The sequence below is a fragment of the Enterobacter sp. JUb54 genome (genome assembly GCF_014298075.1).
GTDB classification, from domain to species: Bacteria; Pseudomonadota; Gammaproteobacteria; order Enterobacterales; family Enterobacteriaceae; genus Klebsiella; species Klebsiella lignicola.
This window is the reverse complement of record NZ_CP060418.1, coordinates 3,896,243-3,913,506: the sequence shown is the minus strand read 5'-3', so window position 1 is coordinate 3,913,506 and position 17,264 is coordinate 3,896,243. Positions and strand designations below refer to the sequence as shown.

Here is a 17,264-nt window from a genome sequence, read left to right as displayed (position 1 = left end):
TTTCGGATCAACAGTAAGACATACCTTGTTGTGGAGATGTCTGATGTCTGATTCGATTTTACGCCTACAAAGTTCAACGGCGGATGTGATCATTAAAACGCACCCGTTTGCCGAAATTGTCTACTGGGGGCCGCATTTACGTTACTTTTCGCCGCAGGATGCTGACAGTATTGCGCGTCCTGTTGCCAACGGTCGTCTGGACGTTGATTCACCGCTGACGTTAATGGCCGAGCTGGGCCACGGTTTGTTTGGCGCACCGGGCATTGAAGGCCACCGCCAGGGGCTCGACGCCTCGCCGATTTTCACGACCACTGAAGTGATCCCGGACGGACAGGCGCTCACCGTGATCGCTGAAGACGCTCAGGCCGGTCTGCGCCTGTGCAGCGAAATTCAGCTCGACGACAGCGGAGTACTGAGCGTGCGTCACGGTTTAACCAACCTGCACCCGCAGCCCTGGCAGGTGGATCGTCTGGCTGTCACGCTGCCGGTCGCCGAACGCGCCCGGGAAGTACTGGCCTTTCATGGCCGCTGGACTCGCGAATTTCAGCCCCACCGTTTGACGCTTGAGCACGACAGCATCGTGCTGGAAAACCGCCGGGGCCGAACGTCGCATGAGCATTTTCCGGCGCTGATTACCGGCGGCCAGGCCTTCAGCGAAATGCAGGGCGAAGTGTGGGGCGTGCATCTGGGCTGGAGCGGCAACCATCGTCTGCGGGCTGAAGCGAAAACGGATGGCCGTCGCTATCTGCAGGCCGAAGCGCTCTATCTGCCGGGCGAAATGGTGCTGGAGGAGGGGGAAACGCTCTGGACTCCGAGCCTCTATGCCAGCTATTCCTCGCAGGGGCTGAACGGCATGAGCCAGCAGTTCCACCGCTATCTGCGCGAACAGATCATTCGCTTCCCTGACAACAAACCGCGCCCGGTGCATCTCAACACCTGGGAAGGGATCTACTTTGACCACGACCCGCAATACATCATGCGCATGGCGGATGAAGCGGCGGATCTGGGCGTCGAGCGCTTTATCATCGATGACGGCTGGTTTAAGGGGCGTAACGATGACTGGGCGGCGCTGGGCGACTGGTATCTCGATGAGAAAAAGTACCCCAACGGCCTGACCCCGGTTATCGATCACGTGAAGTCGCTGGGCATGGAGTTCGGCATCTGGGTCGAGCCGGAAATGATCAACCCAAACTCTGATTTGTACCGCGCACACCCGGACTGGGTGCTGGCGCTGCCAGGCTATACGCCGCTTCCCGGGCGTCATCAGCTGGTGCTGAACCTGAATATCCCCGAAGCCTTTGACTATCTCCTTGAGCGCATGAGCTGGCTGCTGGGCGAGCACGCCGTGGACTATGTGAAGTGGGATATGAACCGCGAGCTGGTGCAGCCGGGCCATAACGGCAAAGCCGCCGCCGATGCGCAAACCCGCCAGTTCTATCGCCTGCTGGATACGCTGGTCGCCCGCTTCCCGCAGATTGAATTCGAGTCCTGCTCTTCTGGCGGCGGGCGTATCGATTATGAAGTGCTTAAGCGCAGCCACCGTTTCTGGCCTTCAGACAATAACGATGCGCTGGAACGCAACACCATCCAGCGTGGGATGAGCTATTTCTTCCCGCCGGAAGTGATGGGGTCGCATGTCGGCAATCGCCACTGCCACGCCACCTTCCGCCAGCATGATATTGCCTTCCGTGGCCTGACGGCGCTGTTTGGCCATATGGGGCTGGAGCTGGATCCTGTGGGCGTCGATGAGCGCGAACGCGCGGGCTATCGCAAATATGTGGCACTGCATAAGCAGTGGCGCGACTTACTGCACCACGGCGTGCAGTGGCGGATAGATATGCCGGATGCGACCACGCTCGCCCACGGCGTGGTTAGCGAAGATAAGCACCAGGCGATTTTCCTCGTGAGCCAGCTGGCGATGCCGGATTACACCCTGATGGCGCCGCTGCGGGTGGCGGGCCTGCAAGCCGACGCGCGCTACCGGGTGATGCTGCTGGACCATCCGAATATTCAGATAACAGGAGAGGGCGGCCATACCATGCGTAAGCTGCCGGAATGGATGACGACGCCGCTGACGGTAAGCGGTGAGTGGTTACAACAAGCGGGACTGGCGCTGCCCATTCTCGACCCGGAAAGCGCCATTTTAATTGGCCTGCAACGCGTGTGATGGTGACGGGCCGAGCATCGGCCCTTTTTGAGGAATACACAATGAACCCGACCGTCTGTACCCATAAAAATAACCCTAACTTCTGGATTTTCGGACTGTTCTTTTTTCTCTACTTCTTCATTATGGCCACCTGCTTTCCGTTTCTGCCGATCTGGCTGTCGGATGTCATTGGCCTGAATAAAACCGAGACCGGCATCGTCTTCTCCAGCCTGTCGCTGTTCGCTATCTGTTTTCAGCCGATCCTCGGGGTTATTTCCGACAAGCTGGGGCTGAAGAAGCATCTGATGTGGATCGTCACGGTGTTGCTGGTCCTGATTGCCCCCTTCTTCCTGTATGTCTTTGCACCGCTGCTGAAAAGCAATATCTGGCTCGGTGCGTTGAGTGGCGGGGCCTATATCGGCTTTGTTTTCTCTGCCGGCGCCGGGGCGATGGAGGCCTATATTGAACGGGTAAGCCGCAATAGCGGGTTTGAGTACGGTAAGGCACGTACCTTTGGTTGCCTGGGCTGGGCGCTGTGTGCGACTACGGCCGGGATGTTGTTTAGCGTGAACCCCGAATGGGTGTTCTGGATGGGGTCGATCGCCGCGCTGCTGCTGTTGATGCTGGTGGCGATTGCCAGACCGCAGGCCAGCTCGTCCGCGCAGGTGCTGGATTCCTTAGGCGCCAACCGTCCCGCGGTGGATCTCAAAACCGCCATCAGCATGTTCCGCCAGCGCAAGATGTGGATGTTTATTCTGTATGTCGTGGGCGTGGCCTGCGTGTATGACGTCTTCGATCAGCAGTTTGCGACCTTCTTTAAATCTTACTTTGCCACCCCGGAAGCCGGCACGCGCGCCTTTGGTTTTGCGACCACTGCCGGAGAAATTTGCAACGCCATCATTATGTTTAGCTCGCCGTGGATCATTAACCGCATCGGCGCGAAGAATACCCTGCTGATTGCCGGGATGGTGATGGCGGTGAGGATGATCGGTTCGTCGTTCGCCACGACGGCGGCAGAGGTGGTGGTTCTGAAAATGCTGCACGCGCTGGAAGTCCCGTTCCTGCTGGTGGGGGCATTCAAATATATTACTGGGGTGTTCGATACCCGGTTGTCGGCGACTATCTATCTGGTGGGCTTTCAGTTTGCCAAACAGGTGGCGGCGATTTTCCTCTCGGCATTTGCCGGCAATATGTATGACCGGATTGGTTTCCAGGACACCTACCTGATCCTCGGGAGCATTGCGCTGGTCGTCACCATTATCTCCGCCTTCACCTTGTCAGGAAAAACGGCCGTCGACAGCGTCGGCAATAAGACGATGGCGGTGTAGGCCGGGACCAGACCTATAATCATATTGAAATCATTAATGTATTAAGACGCCAGATGCAGAACCGGAAATATTCCGGCTCTGCTGGTCTGGCTCTCTTATTTAGATTATTCATGGTGTGGTTATTAATTATTTTTATGGTTTATTTGTGACCCGTTTTTTATTAAGGGTTACGGTATTCCTGTGTTATCTCGCTCACGATAATGAAGAATTGTTTTTAATGGCTGAAAAGGAGTTGTTACTATTCGATTACCTGCGGTAAAGCGTCCCGGAACTGCCGGGCGTTAATAAGTAAAAAACAATAAAGCATGGCATATATAAAAATATTCACGTGGTGGATTTTAATTAATCCAGTCATTGAAATTTTATCTCTGGGAAACATAACGATGAATAAGACAATATTAGCGGTAGCCGTTGGTTTATTATTAACGGCAAATACCGGTATGGCAAAAACGCAGTCACAAACGCTGGAACAACGCCTGCAACAGCTCGAATCGCGGCTTGCTGCGGCGGAGAGTCGCGCCACGCAAGCCGAAAATCAGATCCAGCAGTTGAAGATTGAACAGGCACAAGAGATCCAGCAGCTTAAAACCACACCCAGCACGATGGCGGTAAAAAGCCAGACCCCGGATGTTGAAACGCAGAAAAACACCAGCGTACCTGCCCTGACCCTCAGCGGCTACGGTGATTTAAAAATCTATGGTGATGTTGAATTCAACATGGATGCCGAAAGCAAACGCGGCTTGCTGGCGATGACTAACGCCGATGTCAGTAGCGACCCGACCTCCGATCGCTGGGACCTCAATGGCCGCATCCTGCTGGGGTTTGACGGCATGCGCAAAATGGACAACGGCTATTTTGCCGGCTTCTCGGTTCAGCCGCTGGCGGATATGACCGGTTCGATGAACCTCGATGACGCCGTGTTCTTTTTTGGTCAGGAGGATGACTGGAAGGTGAAGGTCGGTCGCTTTGAAGCCTACGACATGTTCCCGCTTAATCAGGACACCTTTGTTGAGCACTCCGGCAATACCGCAAATGACCTCTACAGCGACGGTCACGGTTATATCTATATGATGAAAGAGGGTCGCGGCCGTTCCGATGCCGGCGGTAACTTCCTGCTGAGCAAGCAGATCGACAACTGGTATTTTGAGCTCAATACGCTGCTGGAAGATGGCACGTCGCTGTATGACAACGGCGGCTACCACGGTCGCAATATGGAGCAGAAAAAGAACGTCGCCTATTTGCGTCCGGTGATTTCATGGGCGAAAGACGATTTTTCTGTCGCTGCGGCGATGGAGTCGAACGTGGTAAACAATGCCTATGGTTATCAGAATGCCCAAGGGAATTTTGTCGATCAGTCTGACCGTACCGGATATGGCCTGACCATGACCTGGAATGGCCTGAATAGCGATCCGGATAACGGCGTGGTGGTGAATCTGAATACCGCGTATATGGACGCCAGTAATGAAAAAGATTTTACCGCCGGGGTGAATGCGCTATGGCAGCGCTTTGAGCTGGGATATGTCTACGCACATAATAAAATTAACGATTATGCCGGGGTAATTTGCGATAACGACTGCTGGATTAAAGATGAAGGCACTTATAATATTCATACCTTCCACGCCTCGTATCAAATCCCGAACGTGATGAATATGCAGAACTTTAATATTTATCTCGGGGCTTATTACTCTCTGCTCGATAGCAACGATAAGCTGAGCCAGAGCGATGACGACGATCGTTACGGCGCCCGCGTGCGCTTTAAATACTTCTTCTGATTACCTGTCAGCATTGCCCCGCGAATATCGCGGGGCAACTCGCCACTTATTCCAGATAAAATACCGGTTTCAGCGCGGCGCTCACCGGGCTGCTATCGGCGTTGGTCGGCATAATATCGGCCATATGCTGCCACCAGCGCTGACAGACTTCGGTGCGGGCAATATCATCCCAACGGGCTTCCGATTCCACCTCTACCGTGGCGAACAGCAGGTGGCGCGCGGGATCGAGATAGATAGCGTAGTGGTGCGCGCCATGGGCTTTCAGCACCGCCTCCAGCTCTGGCCAGATTGGCGTATGGCGGCGCTGGTACTCTTCATGCGCGTCGGGATTGACCTGCATGACGAAGGCTTTGCGGATCATAAGGCCTCCAGATAGAGCTCGCGAACCTCGTCGCGGCTGGCGCTGCGCGGGTTGCAAGGTGCGCAGGGGTCGGCCAGCGCTTTATCCAGCCAGCCTTCAATATCGGCTTTGCTGACGCCAAGCTGGCTGAAGCCTTGCGGGATCCCAACGCGTTTGCTCAGGGCGCGAATGGCGTCGATGGCCTCCATGCTGGCGGCTTCATCGCTCATGCCGCGAGTATCGACCCCCATGGCCTGCGCCACGCGGGCAAAGCGGGAGACGGCATGCGGGCGGTTAAAGTTTTCGATCACCGGCAACAGAATAGCGTTGCACACGCCATGCGGCAGGTTATGGGTGGCGCCGGGCTGATGGGCCAGCGCGTGGACCAGGCCAAGACCAGCGCTGTTAAACGCCATTCCCGCCAGATACTGACCAAAGGCCATCTGCTCACGGGCCTCAAGGTGATGCCCATCGTCTACGGCTTGCGGCAGCCACAGGTTGATCAGGCGAATCGCCTCCAGGGCGTTCGCGTCGGTCAACGGGTGCGCGCCGACGCTAACAAACGCTTCGATGGCGTGAGTCAGGGCATCCATGCCGGTGGCGGCGGTGACGGAGGCCGGGAGATCCAGCATGACGCTGGCGTCATCGACTGCAATATCGGGGATGATATTGGGGTCGATAATCACCTCCTTGACCTGGCGTTCGCTATCGATAATCACCGCGTTGCTGGTCATTTCCGCTGCTGTACCGGCGGTGGTGTTGATGGCCACCAGCGGCACGCCGGCATTTTGTACTTTGCCCACGCCGGCATAGGCGGTCGACGGGGCCGGGTTCGCGGTCAGAATTTTCACCGCTTTGGCAGTATCGATCGGGCTACCGCCGCCAAAGGCGATGAGGTAGTCGCAGCCTGCCGCCAGATAGGTGGCATAGCCTTGTTGCACCAGCGCCTCGGTAGGGTTGGGAAACACTTCATCAAACAGATGATAAGCCAACTGGTGTTTATCGAGGGCGGCAAACAGGCTGTCCAGCAGGCCCAGCTTTACCAACTGACCATCGGTGACAATCAGCGCTTTTCCCCACGGTTTTTTCGCCACCAGTTCCACCATATCGCCGATGGCCCCTGCGCCGTGCAGGCTAATTTTGGGTAATGCCAACATAAAGCTCATGATTATTCTCCTTAATATCTACGGGTTATCCTTTTGGCTGCCCCTGCGTTGCATCACCCGTCGGGTAATGATGGGCAGTGAAATCACCACAATCAGCATCGCGCCGATGATGATTGACATAACGATGCCCGGCACGTTGAGCAGGCTCAGGCCGAAGGTCACCAGCCCCATCAGGAAGGCGGCGATAATCACCCCCACCATGCTGCCGGCCCCCCCAAGAATGTTGACGCCGCCGAGTACCGCCATGGTCACCACCGCCAGCTCCCAGCCCATCGCCAGGGTCGGGCGGGTGCTGCCGAGTCTTGAGGTCAGCAGCACCGCGGCCAGGCCCGCCATCAGCCCGACCAGCGCAAACAGCACGAGGTTGTGGCGCTTGACGTTAATCCCGGAGAACCAGGCTCCGGTGGGGTTATTGCCGATGGCGTAAGTCCGGCGACCAAAGTTGGTTTTATGCAGCAGGAAGGTAAAGGCGACGGCGAGCAGGATAAACAGCGCGAACTCGAAGGAGAGCGCGCCCCATACGTAGCCCTGGCCGAACCACGCGAAGCTTTCCGGGTACTGATTCAGAGCCTTGTCGCCCAGCAGGATATAGGTCAGGCCGCGATACAGGCTCATGGTGCCGATAGTGATAACAATCGACGACAGATTAAAGCGCGTCACCAGGATGCCGTTAAACAGGCCGCACAGCAGCCCCACGCCGAGACCCACCATAACCAGCAGCGGCGTGTCCATCCCCGCCGCCGCGCAGAAGCCCATGACCGTTGAGCTTAGCGCCATCGTCGACGCCACCGAGAGGTCGATTTCCCGGGCAATAATCAGCATTGCCATCGGCAGAACGATGATCGCTTTTTCGGTAAAGTTAAACGTGGCGTCCGACAGGTTCCAGATATTGAGGAAGTAGGGAGACGCCAGCGCATTGGCAATAAACACCGCCAGCGTGACCGCCAGCAGGAATCCCTCCCAGCACAGCAGGCGGCGCAGCGGCGACGGCGCAACCGGCACGCTTTTGATCTCTTCAGATAGCATCATTTTGCTCATGATTTCACCGCCTGTTTCTGCCGGGCTAACGCTGCGTTTCGCAGGATTAACCGCCCGTGCCCTTTATTGCTGCGCTCGTTCAGGAGCACCGCAATCACAATGACCGCGCCGGAAATCGCCATTTGCCAGAACGGCGAAATGCCGATCACCGGCAGCGCGTTATTGATAACCCCAAGGAACAGCGCGCCGCACAGGCAACCCAGCACCCGTCCGGTCCCGCCCATGGTGCTGATGCCGCCGATGACGCAGGCGGCAACCACCTGCAGCTCAAAGCCATTGGCAACATCCACGTAGGCGACGGCAAAGCGCGAAATCCACAGATAGCCGCAGAACCCGGCCAGCGCGCCGGAAAGGCAGAAGCTGACGAACTGCATTTTCCCGGCATTAATCCCGGTGTAATAGGCCGCCGTGGCGTTGCCGCCCGCGGTGTATAACGCCCGGCCGGTGCGGCTGTAGCGCAGGAAATAGCCGACCAGGCACAGCGCGGCGATGGCGCACCAGCTCAGCAACGGCAGCCCCAGGAATGAGGTGCGCGGCAGGCCGAGGAACCCGGCGCTCATCTGGTGCGAGTTGACCCAGCCGCCGTCGGAGAGCAGGAAAATAATGCCGCGATAGATGCTCATGGTCCCCAGGGTGACCACGATGGCCGGAATACCGAGCCGCCACACCAGCAGGCCATTTATTACCCCCATCAACAGGCCCAGCAAGGTTGCCAGCGCCAGCAGCGCCACAACCGGGATCCCCGGATAGTGGGCGTTGAGCAGCGCGACGATCATTCCGGTGAGCGCCAGGTTGGCGGCCATCGACAGATCGATGCCTTTCGTCAGCAGCACCATCATCTGGCCAAGCGCGAGGATGATCAGGATGGCGGTGTCGTTAAACATCTCCGCCAGATTGCCCGGCGAAATAAACGACGGCACCCGGCTGCCGATGGCGCCGATCATCAAAACGATCACCGCCGCCAGCAGCGCTTCGCGGTGTTTAAGCAGTTGTCGCCCCATTATGCTGCCTCCTGGCCGGTGCCGCTGGCGGCGCTGACGATGGTTTCTGCCGTCGCTTCGCCTGCGCGATACTCGGCAACCATCAACCCTTCGTGCATCACGATTATCCGGTCCGACATCCCCATCACTTCCGGTAATTCCGAAGAGACCATAATCACCGCCAGCCCCTGGCTCACCAGCTCGGACATAAACTGATGCACTGCCGCTTTGGAGCCGATATCGATGCCTTTGGTCGGCTCATCGAGAATAATTACGTCCGGATGGGTCGCCAGCCATTTGCCGATCACCACTTTCTGCTGGTTGCCGCCGGAGAGCGTCTCTACCGCCTGCCGCCAGCTAAAAGCTTTGACCTGCAGACGCGTGGCGTATTCATCCGCCAGCCGCCATTCGCGGGCATCGTTCAGCACGCCGTTGGGGTTCAGCTTGCTGAGCTGCGGCAGGCTGATGTTCTGGGCGATGGGCAGGGCGATAATTGCCCCCTGTTTCTGCCGCTCTTCCGGTACGCAGACAATCCCGGCCTGGATGGCGTCCGCCGGCTGGCGAAAGCGCACCGTTTTGCCGTTGAGCACGATTTCGCCGGATGACGGTCGGGAGACCCCAGAGAGCGCCTGCATCAGTTCGGTACGCCCGGCGCCGACCAGGCCATAGAAGCCCAGAATCTCGCCTTTGCGCAGCGAAAAGGTAATATCGGCAAACTCGGTCGGGTGGCACAGGTTTTTCACCTCAAGCACCGTTTCTCCCGGCGTGCAGTCGACCTTCGGGTAGGTCTGGGTGATGGCCCGGCCGACCATCATCGCCACCATCTGCTCTTCGGTGATCGCGTGAATATCGCCGGAGCTGACGTACACGCCGTCGCGCAGAATGGTGTAGTGATCTGCCAGTTCGAAAATTTCGTCGAACTTATGCGAGATAAACAAGATCGCTTTGCCGTCGAGCTTCAGGCGTTCAACGATTTGATAAAACTCCAGAATTTCATGCTGGGAGAGCGCCGCGGTAGGCTCGTCGAGAATCACCACCTGCGCTTCAAAAGAGAGCGCCCGGGCAATCGCCACCATATGACGCTGGGCGATGCTGAGGGTTTTCAGCGTCGCCCGCGGGTCAATCTGCACCTCAAGGCGATTGAGGATTTCACCGGCTTTTCGATGCATCGCCGGCCAGTCGAGCTTCTTCAGCAGGCCGGTATGCAGATACTGGCCGACGAAAATATTTTCGGTCACCGACAGCTCGTCAAACAGCACGGTTTCCTGATGAATCGCGGTTATCCCCACCTTATGCGCCGACTCCGGGTTCGGCAGCTGAATGGGGATCGCTTTATAGAGAATGTCGCCCTCTTCGGGCTGATAAATACCGGTCATCACTTTGACCAGCGTGGACTTGCCCGCGCCGTTTTCGCCGATTAAGGCGGTCACTTTGCCGGGCCAGAGGTCGAGCTGCACGTTCTCGAGGGCACGCACACCGGGAAAAACCTTGGTGATGCCCTTAAGCGACAGCAGAGGAGTGGGTGCTGACATGATAGTTCTCCGGTTTTTCCCCTGCCGCCAGGAGAAGCAGGGGATGAGGATTAGAAAATCTTCGAGAACTTATCGATGTTGCTGGCATCGTAAACGAACGGCTGCGCCATGGCGCCGTTACCGTTTGCATCCAGCTGCACTTTACCCAGCTTGCCCATGTTGGCTTCGGTTTTGGTGGCGGTCCCTTTGACTAGATCGTCAGCCAGATATGTCGCGGCATAGCCGAGGTCGATCGGGTTCCAGATGGCGAAGCTTTTACTGGCGCCGGACTTGATCGCCCCGGCCATTTCAGACGGCAGCCCCAGCCCGGTGACGTACACCTTGCCGATTTTGCCCTGATCTTTCACCGCCTGTGCGGCGGCCACGATCCCCACCGATGAAGGCGACACGATCACTTTAAGATCCGGATAAGACTTCAACAGGCCCACCGCTTCGCGGTAGCTCTTATCGGACAGATCGTCGCCGTAGGCGACGGTAACCAGATTGATGGACGGGTACTGCGGCAGCACCTTTTTCATCTCTTCAATCCAGATGTTCTGGTTGGTGGACGTCGGGGTGGCGCTGAGGATCGCCACATCGCCTTTTTCGACGTTCAACGCTTTCAGCGCGTCGGCGGCAAGCTTGACGTTGGTTTCGCCAATTAAGGCGTTATTCGACGGATTGAGATGGATTTGCCGTCCGGCCTGCGCGACACCGGAGTCCCAGGAGACCACCTTGATGCCACGCTGCATTGCTTTTTTCAACACCGGCACGACCGCGTCCGGATCGTTGGCGGATATCGCGATCGCATCAACCCCCTGGGCGATCAACCCGTTAAGCACTTCGATCTGCGCTTCTGCCGTGGTGGTGGTCGGGCCGGTATAAATAACTTTTACATCACCTAACTCTTTGGCTGCCTCCTGGGCACCCACGTTTGCTGCTTCGAAGAAGCCATTGCCTAACGATTTCGCCACGAGGGCGATTTTTACTTCAGCTAAAGCGGAACCGGACAACGCCAGAGCGGCAACGGTGAGGATCAAGCTTGTCTTTATTTTCATTGCTTTTACTCCACATATTTTGAGTTGGGTTTGCAGGTGACAGAGTTCGCCCCGTCTCAGTGAGCGGGGCGCGATGTTATTATGGATAAAGGTCTAACGCGGACTGCATCGGTTGCACATCAAAGCGCTTGCCCAGCGCGATCAGCTCTTCCCGGGTAATGGTCTGTTTCATGCCTCCCATCGAATAGACTTTCACCAGCACTTCGGCCGATTTCTCTGCGGTATCGATCAGCCCAAAGGTTTCGTCCAGCGTCGGGCCGCTGCCGAAGACCCCGTGGAAAGGCCACAGTACCAGAGAATGTTGCTGCATTTGTTGGGCGGTGGCCTGACCGATTTCGTCGGTACCGGGCACCATCCAGGGCAGCATGCCGACGCCGTCCGGGAACACCACCAGACACTCGGTGCTGCCTTCCCACAGCTTGCGGGTAACCAGTTCGCTGTTGTTTTCCAGGACATAGGTCAGGGCAATCAGATTGGTGGCATGACAGTGCATGATCACGCGGTCTTTGCCGTGGGTGAGCTTGATGCGTTCGCTATGTGACAGGAAGTGCGCCGGCAGTTCAGACGTCGGCACCGCGTCGTCGGTCAGCCCCCACAGAATATGATATCCCGCGCCGTCGCTGTCGACTTTTACGACGCCAAGGTTGGCAGCCGGGTCGAGTTGCACATTACGGAAGAATTTACCTGAGCCGGTGACCAGAAACGGCTGATTAGCCAGGGTTGGCATCGGCTGGCTCAGCGAGATATAGCGCGGTTTGGCGTGGAAATCGGCCGTGAACGGTGCAATATCCGCCTCATCGAGACGCAGCGTCAGGTTACCGCCGTTGCGCTCGTCCCAGCCCTTCAGCCAGGCATCGGAAGTGGCTTTAATCATGCCCTGGACGAACCAGGAGTGGTTGATGTTCTGCATAGTCTTGCGTTTCCTGTTAATGCGATGCGGGGAGCGCCCCTCACCATAAATAGGTTGTTTATATGCCGGTCGCCCGCTCAGTACGGCGCGACCGGGGATGTGCTGACACTACCCGCGTTGGACCAACACCGTTTTTTCATACGCCCGCACGCTATCCAGCCACTGGCTGCCCGCCGGGGTATCGTGGCGCTGGCAATACATCTCCCAGATGGCCTGCCACGGCAGGCATTTCTGCTCTTCCAGCAGGGCCAGGCGGGCGGTGTAATCGCCGTCGGCTTCCAGCTGACGCAGCTGTCCGGTCGGCTCCAGCAGGGCGCGCAGCAGCGCTTTTTTCATGTTGCGGGTGCCGATCACCCAGGCGGCGATGCGGTTGATGGAGGCATCAAAGAAATCGAGGCCAATGTGTACGCGGTCGAACAGATCGTGGCGGATGATTTCGCTGGCAATGGCCTGGGTTTCATCATCCAGCAGCACTACGTGATCGCTGTCCCAGCGCACCGGGCGGCTGACGTGCAGCAGCAGGCGCGGGATGTACAGCATGGCAGCGGAGATTTTGTCGGAAATCACTTCCGTGGGATGGAAGTGGCCGGCATCCAGGCACAGGGCGGTCTGACGGCTGGTGGCGTAGCCCATATAGAACTCGTTGGAGCCGACGGTGTAGCTTTCGGCGCCGATCCCAAACAGCTTGCTCTCCACGGCATCGATATGGTGCGCCGGGTTGAGTTTCTCGCTGATCACCTCATCCAGCGCATTCAGCAGGCGCTGGCGCGGCGCGAAACGGTCGACGGTGATGTCCTTCATGCCGTCGGGGATCCAGATATTCATCACTGAAGGGGTGCCGAGCTGCTCGCCGAAATAGGCCGATACGCGACGGCTGGCCTTACAGTGATCGATCCAGAACTGGCGGATGTCGTCGTTGGCATGCGACAGGGTAAAGCCGTCGGCGCTCAGCGGATGGGAGAAGCAGGAAGGGTTAAAGTCCAGCCCCAGCCCCTGGGTTTTCGCCCACTCAACCCAGTTACGGAAGTGCTGCGGTTGGATTTCATTGCGCGCCACCGGGGTATCTGACTCCAGATAGAGCGCATGCAGATTCAGGCGCTTTGGCCCGGGGATCAGGCTCAGTGCCTGCTCAAGGTCGGCGCGTAATTCGCTGGCGTTGCGCGCTTTCCCTGGGTAATTCCCGGTGGCCTGGATGCCGCCGGTCAGGCTTCCTTCCGGGTTTTCGAAGCCGGCAACATCATCACCCTGCCAGCAGTGCATCGATACCGGTAGCCGGTCCAGCTGGCGCAGGGCCTCCTCGACATCCACGCCAACGGCGGCGTAGCGCTGTTTAGCAATCTCCCAGGCTTGTTCAAGTTGAGTGGTCATGCGCAAAGCTCCTTAGTCTGTTGGGGCTGAAACTGCGCCATAAAGCGGGCAATTTCACTGTCAGGATGTGGGGTAAAAGTGGTGAGGGCGTAGTTTTGCTGCACCACCTGACGGAATTCATCGACGTTGTTCAGCTCATCAAGGGTCATCAGCTGTATGCCGATGTTGCCCAGGGTGGAAGCTTCAACGGGACCCGCGACCACCGTGATGCCGCAGGCATCGGCACACAGCTGGTTCAGCAGGTCGTTCTGGCAGCCGCCGCCGACGATATGCAACTGGCTGAACGGCTGGCCGCGGAGCCGGGAAAGTTCGCTAAGTACCTGGGCGTACAGCAGCGCCAGGCTGTCGAAAATACAGCGCGCCAGCCCGGCATCATCGTCGGGGACCGGCTGTCCGGACTCACGACAGGCGGCCTGAATTTCGGCGCGCATGCTGGGCGGGTTGATAAAGCGTTGGTCGTTGCAGTCGATCACGCTGCGACAGGCAGGGCGTTGCGCCGCCTGGGCAATCAGCGCCGCCAGGTCATCGATCTGTTGCTCGGCAATCACCCGCTGGAGCAGCCACAGGCCCATGATATTTTTCAGCACCCGATAGCGGCCTTCGGCGCCGCCTTCGTTGGTGATATTCGCCTGCAGCGCGTCATCGCTGGTGCAGGGGGTTTTGCTTTCAAAGCCCATCAACGACCAGGTGCCGGAAGAGAGGTAAGCCGCGTTTTGGTCGACGAGCGGCGCGGCGATAACCGCGCTGGCGGTATCGTGGCTGGCGACGGCGACCACCGGGATCGCGTTGCCCTGCGGGCATAGCCAATCACCGATCACGTTGCCTGGATGGGTGGGGGTGCCGAACCATTCATGCGGCGCGCCGCACCAGTTCAGCAGCGTGTCATCCCAGTTATCGCTGTTAATGTTGACCAACTGGGTGGTGGTGGCGTTGGTGTATTCCCAGTTCATCTTGCCGGTCAGGCGGAAGCTAAAGTAGTCCGGGATCAGCAGCGCGTGCGCGACCTGGCTGACCTGTTCCGGTTGTTGTTCTACCAGCGCCCGGAGCTGATACAGGGTGTTGAACGGCAGAAACTGGATGCCGCTGCGACGGTAAATGTCCGCCCGGCCCAGCTGGGTTTCCGCCAGCGTCATCAGGCCATCGGTGCGGGCATCACGATACGACACCGGCAGGCCGACACGCTGGCCCTGTTGATCCAGCAGGACATAATCCACGCCCCAGGTATCAATACCGATACTGTCGATAAGGATGCCCTGTTCGCATACCGCCTGCAGCCCGTGACGAATTTCCGCTTCCAGGCTATCGATATCCCAACAGTCGAAGCCATCGACCTTCTGCAACCTGTTGGCGAACCGATGCACCTCACGCAGCGCCAGCTTTCGCTGACAGGGGTCATAACTGGCGAGCATTACCCGCCCGCTGGAGGCGCCTAAATCAACGGCGACACAATGACGAAAACTCATGGGGAGATCCTTGTGAAAATCATTGTGTGCAGTCTAAAAAAGCCGTCACTGGCTCACCTTCTTGCTACGGACAGGGAAAATCCGTCGCTGGCAAGAAAGCAAAGGTGACCGTGAGGAAGCTCACATTTCCTGTTAATCAGTGGCGGGAGCGGGGGTGTGACGGCGTCCGCAGTTCCCGAACTTTCCGGCTGTTTCTTGAAAAAGCGGCAGGCTTTGCGAATTTTGCGGTCAAAAATTGAAGGCCGGATTGTCAGCCCTTTATTACTATTCCAGCACTGATTGATAGTCTTTCTCATTTAGAGGGCGTAGCTATGACCATCCTGCACAGCGTGGATTTCTTTAAGTCTGGCACTTCTGCTGTAGCCATTGAGCCGCGTCTCCCTCAGTCCGCCTTCCCGGAGCATCACCACGATTTCCATGAAATCGTCATCGTCGAGCACGGGACGGGGATTCATGTTTTTAACGGTCAGCCCTATACCATCAGCGGGGGATCGGTGTGCTTTATTCGCGACCACGACCGCCATCTCTATGAACATACGGATAATTTGTGCCTGACTAACGTGCTCTATCGCGCACCGGATGCCTTTCGTTTTCTGAATGGCGTCAGCCAGCTGCTGCCGCAGGAGCAGGAGGGTAACTATCTCTCCCACTGGCGGGTGAACCAGAATGCGTTGCAGCAGGTGCGGCAGATTGTCGAGCAGATGGAGAACGTTGGTGCAGATACGGATATGCACACCATCGCCGGACGGGAGATCCTCTTTATGCAGCTGCTGGTGCTGCTGCGAAAAAGCAGCCTCGCGGAAGGGGCGGCAGACAACGATGCGCGACTGAACCACCTGATGGCCTGGCTGGAAGATCACTTCGCGGAAGATGTCTGCTGGGAGGAGGTGGCGGCGCAGTTTTCGCTGTCGCTACGCACGCTACACCGCCAGCTGAAACAGCAAACGGGGCTGACGCCGCAGCGTTACCTTAACCGGGTGCGGCTGATGAAGGCGCGCCACCTGCTGCGTCACAGCGATGAGAGCGTGACGGATATCGCTTATCACTGCGGTTTCGGCGACAGTAACCACTTTTCGACGCTTTTTCGCCGCGAGTTTGACTGGTCGCCGCGCGATATTCGCCAGGGGCGTGACGCGATTCTTCAATAACGCGAGAGCAGTCAACGTTTTAGCGAGTAAAAACGCCAATAATTAACCGTTATTGGCGGTGGAGTGTGCGTGGTGGCAGGTCAGCTGATTCTTCGTAAAGATGAGTTCTTCGCATCTCCTTCGCAGGCGGTGGCGGTGGCGGATCGTTATCCGCAAAACGTCTTCGCCGAGCACACCCACGAGTTCTGCGAGCTGGTGCTGGTGTGGCGAGGCAACGGCCTGCATGTCCTGAACGACCGTCCCTGGCGCATCACCCGCGGTGACCTGTTCTACATCCGCGCCGAAGATAAACACTCCTACGCTTCGGTGAACGATTTAGTCCTGCAAAACGTTATCTACTGCCCGGATCGCCTGCGGCTCAATTTTGACTGGTCGGCACATATTCCCGGTCTGTTTGGTACACCGTGGGTTCCGCACTGGCGCATCGGCAGCACCGGGATGGCTCAGGTCCGCCAGGTCATCACCCAGCTGGAACACGAAAGTAGCCGCTGCGACGCCCAGTCCAACAATATGGCCGAACTGCTGTTTGCTCAGCTGGTGCTGACGCTGCAGCGTCATCGCTACGCGACCGATAACCGGGCGGCGACCGCCAGCGAAACGTTGCTCGATAAGCTGCTGACCGAACTGGCGGGCAGCCTGAACCGTCCCTTCTTTCTCGATCGCTTTTGCGAACGTGAAGCTTGCAGCGAACGGGCGCTACGCCAGCAGTTTCGCCAGCAGACGGGTATGACCATCAACCACTATTTGCGACAGCTGCGCATCTGCCACGCGCAGTATTTACTGCAGCACACCGAACGGCTGATTGGCGAAGTGGCGACGCAGTGCGGCTTCGAAGACAGCAACTACTTCTCCGTGGTATTCAACCGCGAAATCGGCATGACGCCGGGACAGTGGCGGCAGCGCAGCCGCATGGCCGCATGATAAATATCCTCGTCTTGTGCAGATGAGCGTCATTTACGGTGGCTATTGGCAGTTTTAGCGTTAAGCCAATCAGGAAAGATTACTCCGCCTTCTGCAGGAAGGCGGATTCTTATCT

14 protein-coding genes are annotated in these 17,264 nt (G+C 57.6%); 5 read left to right on the top strand and 9 right to left on the bottom strand.

Features of this window, described 5'->3' with window-relative positions; genetic code table 11:
- The first annotated feature begins 43 nt into the window (after window positions 1-43).
- From HF679_RS18025 to HF679_RS18015, 3 genes are all read left to right on the top strand, one after another.
- Window positions 44-2,167, top strand: a complete 2,124-nt coding sequence (locus tag HF679_RS18025) for an alpha-galactosidase (protein WP_187042266.1) — start codon at window positions 44-46, stop codon at window positions 2,165-2,167.
- Between the two features lie 41 nt (window positions 2,168-2,208).
- Window positions 2,209-3,474, top strand: a complete 1,266-nt coding sequence (locus HF679_RS18020; RefSeq protein ID WP_123758033.1) for an MFS transporter — start codon at window positions 2,209-2,211, stop codon at window positions 3,472-3,474.
- A 383-nt stretch (window positions 3,475-3,857) separates the two neighbouring features.
- Window positions 3,858-5,246, top strand: coding sequence for a carbohydrate porin (locus tag HF679_RS18015; RefSeq protein ID WP_123758032.1), 1,389 nt, complete (start codon window positions 3,858-3,860; stop codon window positions 5,244-5,246).
- 46 nt (window positions 5,247-5,292) lie between these two features.
- On the opposite strand, the gene rhaM is transcribed toward HF679_RS18015, so the two are convergent.
- The 9 genes from rhaM to rhaB form a co-directional block, all read right to left on the bottom strand.
- Window positions 5,293-5,607 carry an L-rhamnose mutarotase gene (rhaM, locus tag HF679_RS18010; protein ID WP_123758031.1) on the bottom strand — a complete coding sequence of 105 codons (315 nt, stop codon included), beginning with the start codon at window positions 5,605-5,607 and terminating at the stop codon, window positions 5,293-5,295.
- Window positions 5,604-6,752, bottom strand: coding sequence for a lactaldehyde reductase (gene fucO, locus HF679_RS18005; RefSeq protein ID WP_123758030.1), 1,149 nt, complete (start codon window positions 6,750-6,752; stop codon window positions 5,604-5,606). The genes rhaM and fucO overlap by 4 nt, the downstream gene beginning before the upstream one ends.
- A gap of 18 nt (window positions 6,753-6,770) precedes the next feature.
- Window positions 6,771-7,790 carry an ABC transporter permease gene (locus tag HF679_RS18000; RefSeq protein ID WP_123758029.1) on the bottom strand — a complete coding sequence of 340 codons (1,020 nt, stop codon included), beginning with the start codon at window positions 7,788-7,790 and terminating at the stop codon, window positions 6,771-6,773.
- On the bottom strand, window positions 7,787-8,794 hold the full coding sequence (locus HF679_RS17995; protein ID WP_187043064.1) for an ABC transporter permease: 1,008 nt from the start codon (window positions 8,792-8,794) through the stop codon (window positions 7,787-7,789). The genes HF679_RS18000 and HF679_RS17995 overlap by 4 nt, the downstream gene beginning before the upstream one ends.
- Entirely contained in the window at window positions 8,791-10,302 is a 1,512-nt protein-coding gene (locus HF679_RS17990) for a sugar ABC transporter ATP-binding protein (RefSeq protein ID WP_123758027.1), read from the bottom strand. Before HF679_RS17990 ends, HF679_RS17995 begins: the two co-directional genes overlap by 4 nt.
- Before the next feature lie 50 nt (window positions 10,303-10,352).
- On the bottom strand, window positions 10,353-11,339 hold the full coding sequence (gene rhaS, locus HF679_RS17985; RefSeq protein WP_123758026.1) for a rhamnose ABC transporter substrate-binding protein: 987 nt from the start codon (window positions 11,337-11,339) through the stop codon (window positions 10,353-10,355).
- Between the two features lie 79 nt (window positions 11,340-11,418).
- On the bottom strand, window positions 11,419-12,249 hold the full coding sequence (rhaD, locus tag HF679_RS17980) for a rhamnulose-1-phosphate aldolase (protein ID WP_123758025.1): 831 nt from the start codon (window positions 12,247-12,249) through the stop codon (window positions 11,419-11,421).
- Window positions 12,250-12,357: 108 nt separating this feature from the next.
- Window positions 12,358-13,617: an L-rhamnose isomerase gene (gene rhaA, locus HF679_RS17975; protein ID WP_123758024.1), complete on the bottom strand. Its 1,260-nt coding sequence runs from the start codon at window positions 13,615-13,617 to the stop codon at window positions 12,358-12,360.
- Window positions 13,614-15,080 (bottom strand): rhamnulokinase, encoded by a 1,467-nt coding sequence (gene rhaB / locus HF679_RS17970; protein ID WP_187042265.1) that lies wholly within the window; start codon window positions 15,078-15,080, stop codon window positions 13,614-13,616. The genes rhaA and rhaB overlap by 4 nt, the downstream gene beginning before the upstream one ends.
- 311 nt (window positions 15,081-15,391) lie before the next feature.
- Here rhaB and rhaS (HF679_RS17965) point away from each other — a divergent pair, with 311 nt between their 5' ends.
- Window positions 15,392-16,228 (top strand): HTH-type transcriptional activator RhaS, encoded by an 837-nt coding sequence (rhaS, locus tag HF679_RS17965; RefSeq protein WP_123758021.1) that lies wholly within the window; start codon window positions 15,392-15,394, stop codon window positions 16,226-16,228.
- Between the two features lie 72 nt (window positions 16,229-16,300).
- Window positions 16,301-17,149: an HTH-type transcriptional activator RhaR gene (gene rhaR, locus HF679_RS17960; protein WP_123758068.1), complete on the top strand. Its 849-nt coding sequence runs from the start codon at window positions 16,301-16,303 to the stop codon at window positions 17,147-17,149.
- Window positions 17,150-17,264: the final 115 nt, after the last annotated feature.

What these genes read in the sequence shown, in the direction of transcription:
- rhaA (WP_123758024.1), bottom strand. Translation starts at nt 13,617, where the DNA reads ATGACCACTCAACTTGAACAAGCCTGGGAGATTGCTAAACAGCGCTAC.
- rhaB (WP_187042265.1), bottom strand. Translation starts at nt 15,080, where the DNA reads ATGAGTTTTCGTCATTGTGTCGCCGTTGATTTAGGCGCCTCCAGCGGG.
- rhaS (WP_123758021.1), top strand. Translation starts at nt 15,392, where the DNA reads ATGACCATCCTGCACAGCGTGGATTTCTTTAAGTCTGGCACTTCTGCT.
- HF679_RS18020 (WP_123758033.1), top strand. Translation starts at nt 2,209, where the DNA reads ATGAACCCGACCGTCTGTACCCATAAAAATAACCCTAACTTCTGGATT.
- HF679_RS18025 (WP_187042266.1), top strand. Translation starts at nt 44, where the DNA reads ATGTCTGATTCGATTTTACGCCTACAAAGTTCAACGGCGGATGTGATC.
- HF679_RS18000 (WP_123758029.1), bottom strand. Translation starts at nt 7,790, where the DNA reads ATGAGCAAAATGATGCTATCTGAAGAGATCAAAAGCGTGCCGGTTGCG.
- rhaD (WP_123758025.1), bottom strand. Translation starts at nt 12,249, where the DNA reads ATGCAGAACATCAACCACTCCTGGTTCGTCCAGGGCATGATTAAAGCC.
- HF679_RS17990 (WP_123758027.1), bottom strand. Translation starts at nt 10,302, where the DNA reads ATGTCAGCACCCACTCCTCTGCTGTCGCTTAAGGGCATCACCAAGGTT.
- rhaS (WP_123758026.1), bottom strand. Translation starts at nt 11,339, where the DNA reads ATGAAAATAAAGACAAGCTTGATCCTCACCGTTGCCGCTCTGGCGTTG.
- fucO (WP_123758030.1), bottom strand. Translation starts at nt 6,752, where the DNA reads ATGAGCTTTATGTTGGCATTACCCAAAATTAGCCTGCACGGCGCAGGG.
- rhaM (WP_123758031.1), bottom strand. Translation starts at nt 5,607, where the DNA reads ATGATCCGCAAAGCCTTCGTCATGCAGGTCAATCCCGACGCGCATGAA.
- HF679_RS18015 (WP_123758032.1), top strand. Translation starts at nt 3,858, where the DNA reads ATGAATAAGACAATATTAGCGGTAGCCGTTGGTTTATTATTAACGGCA.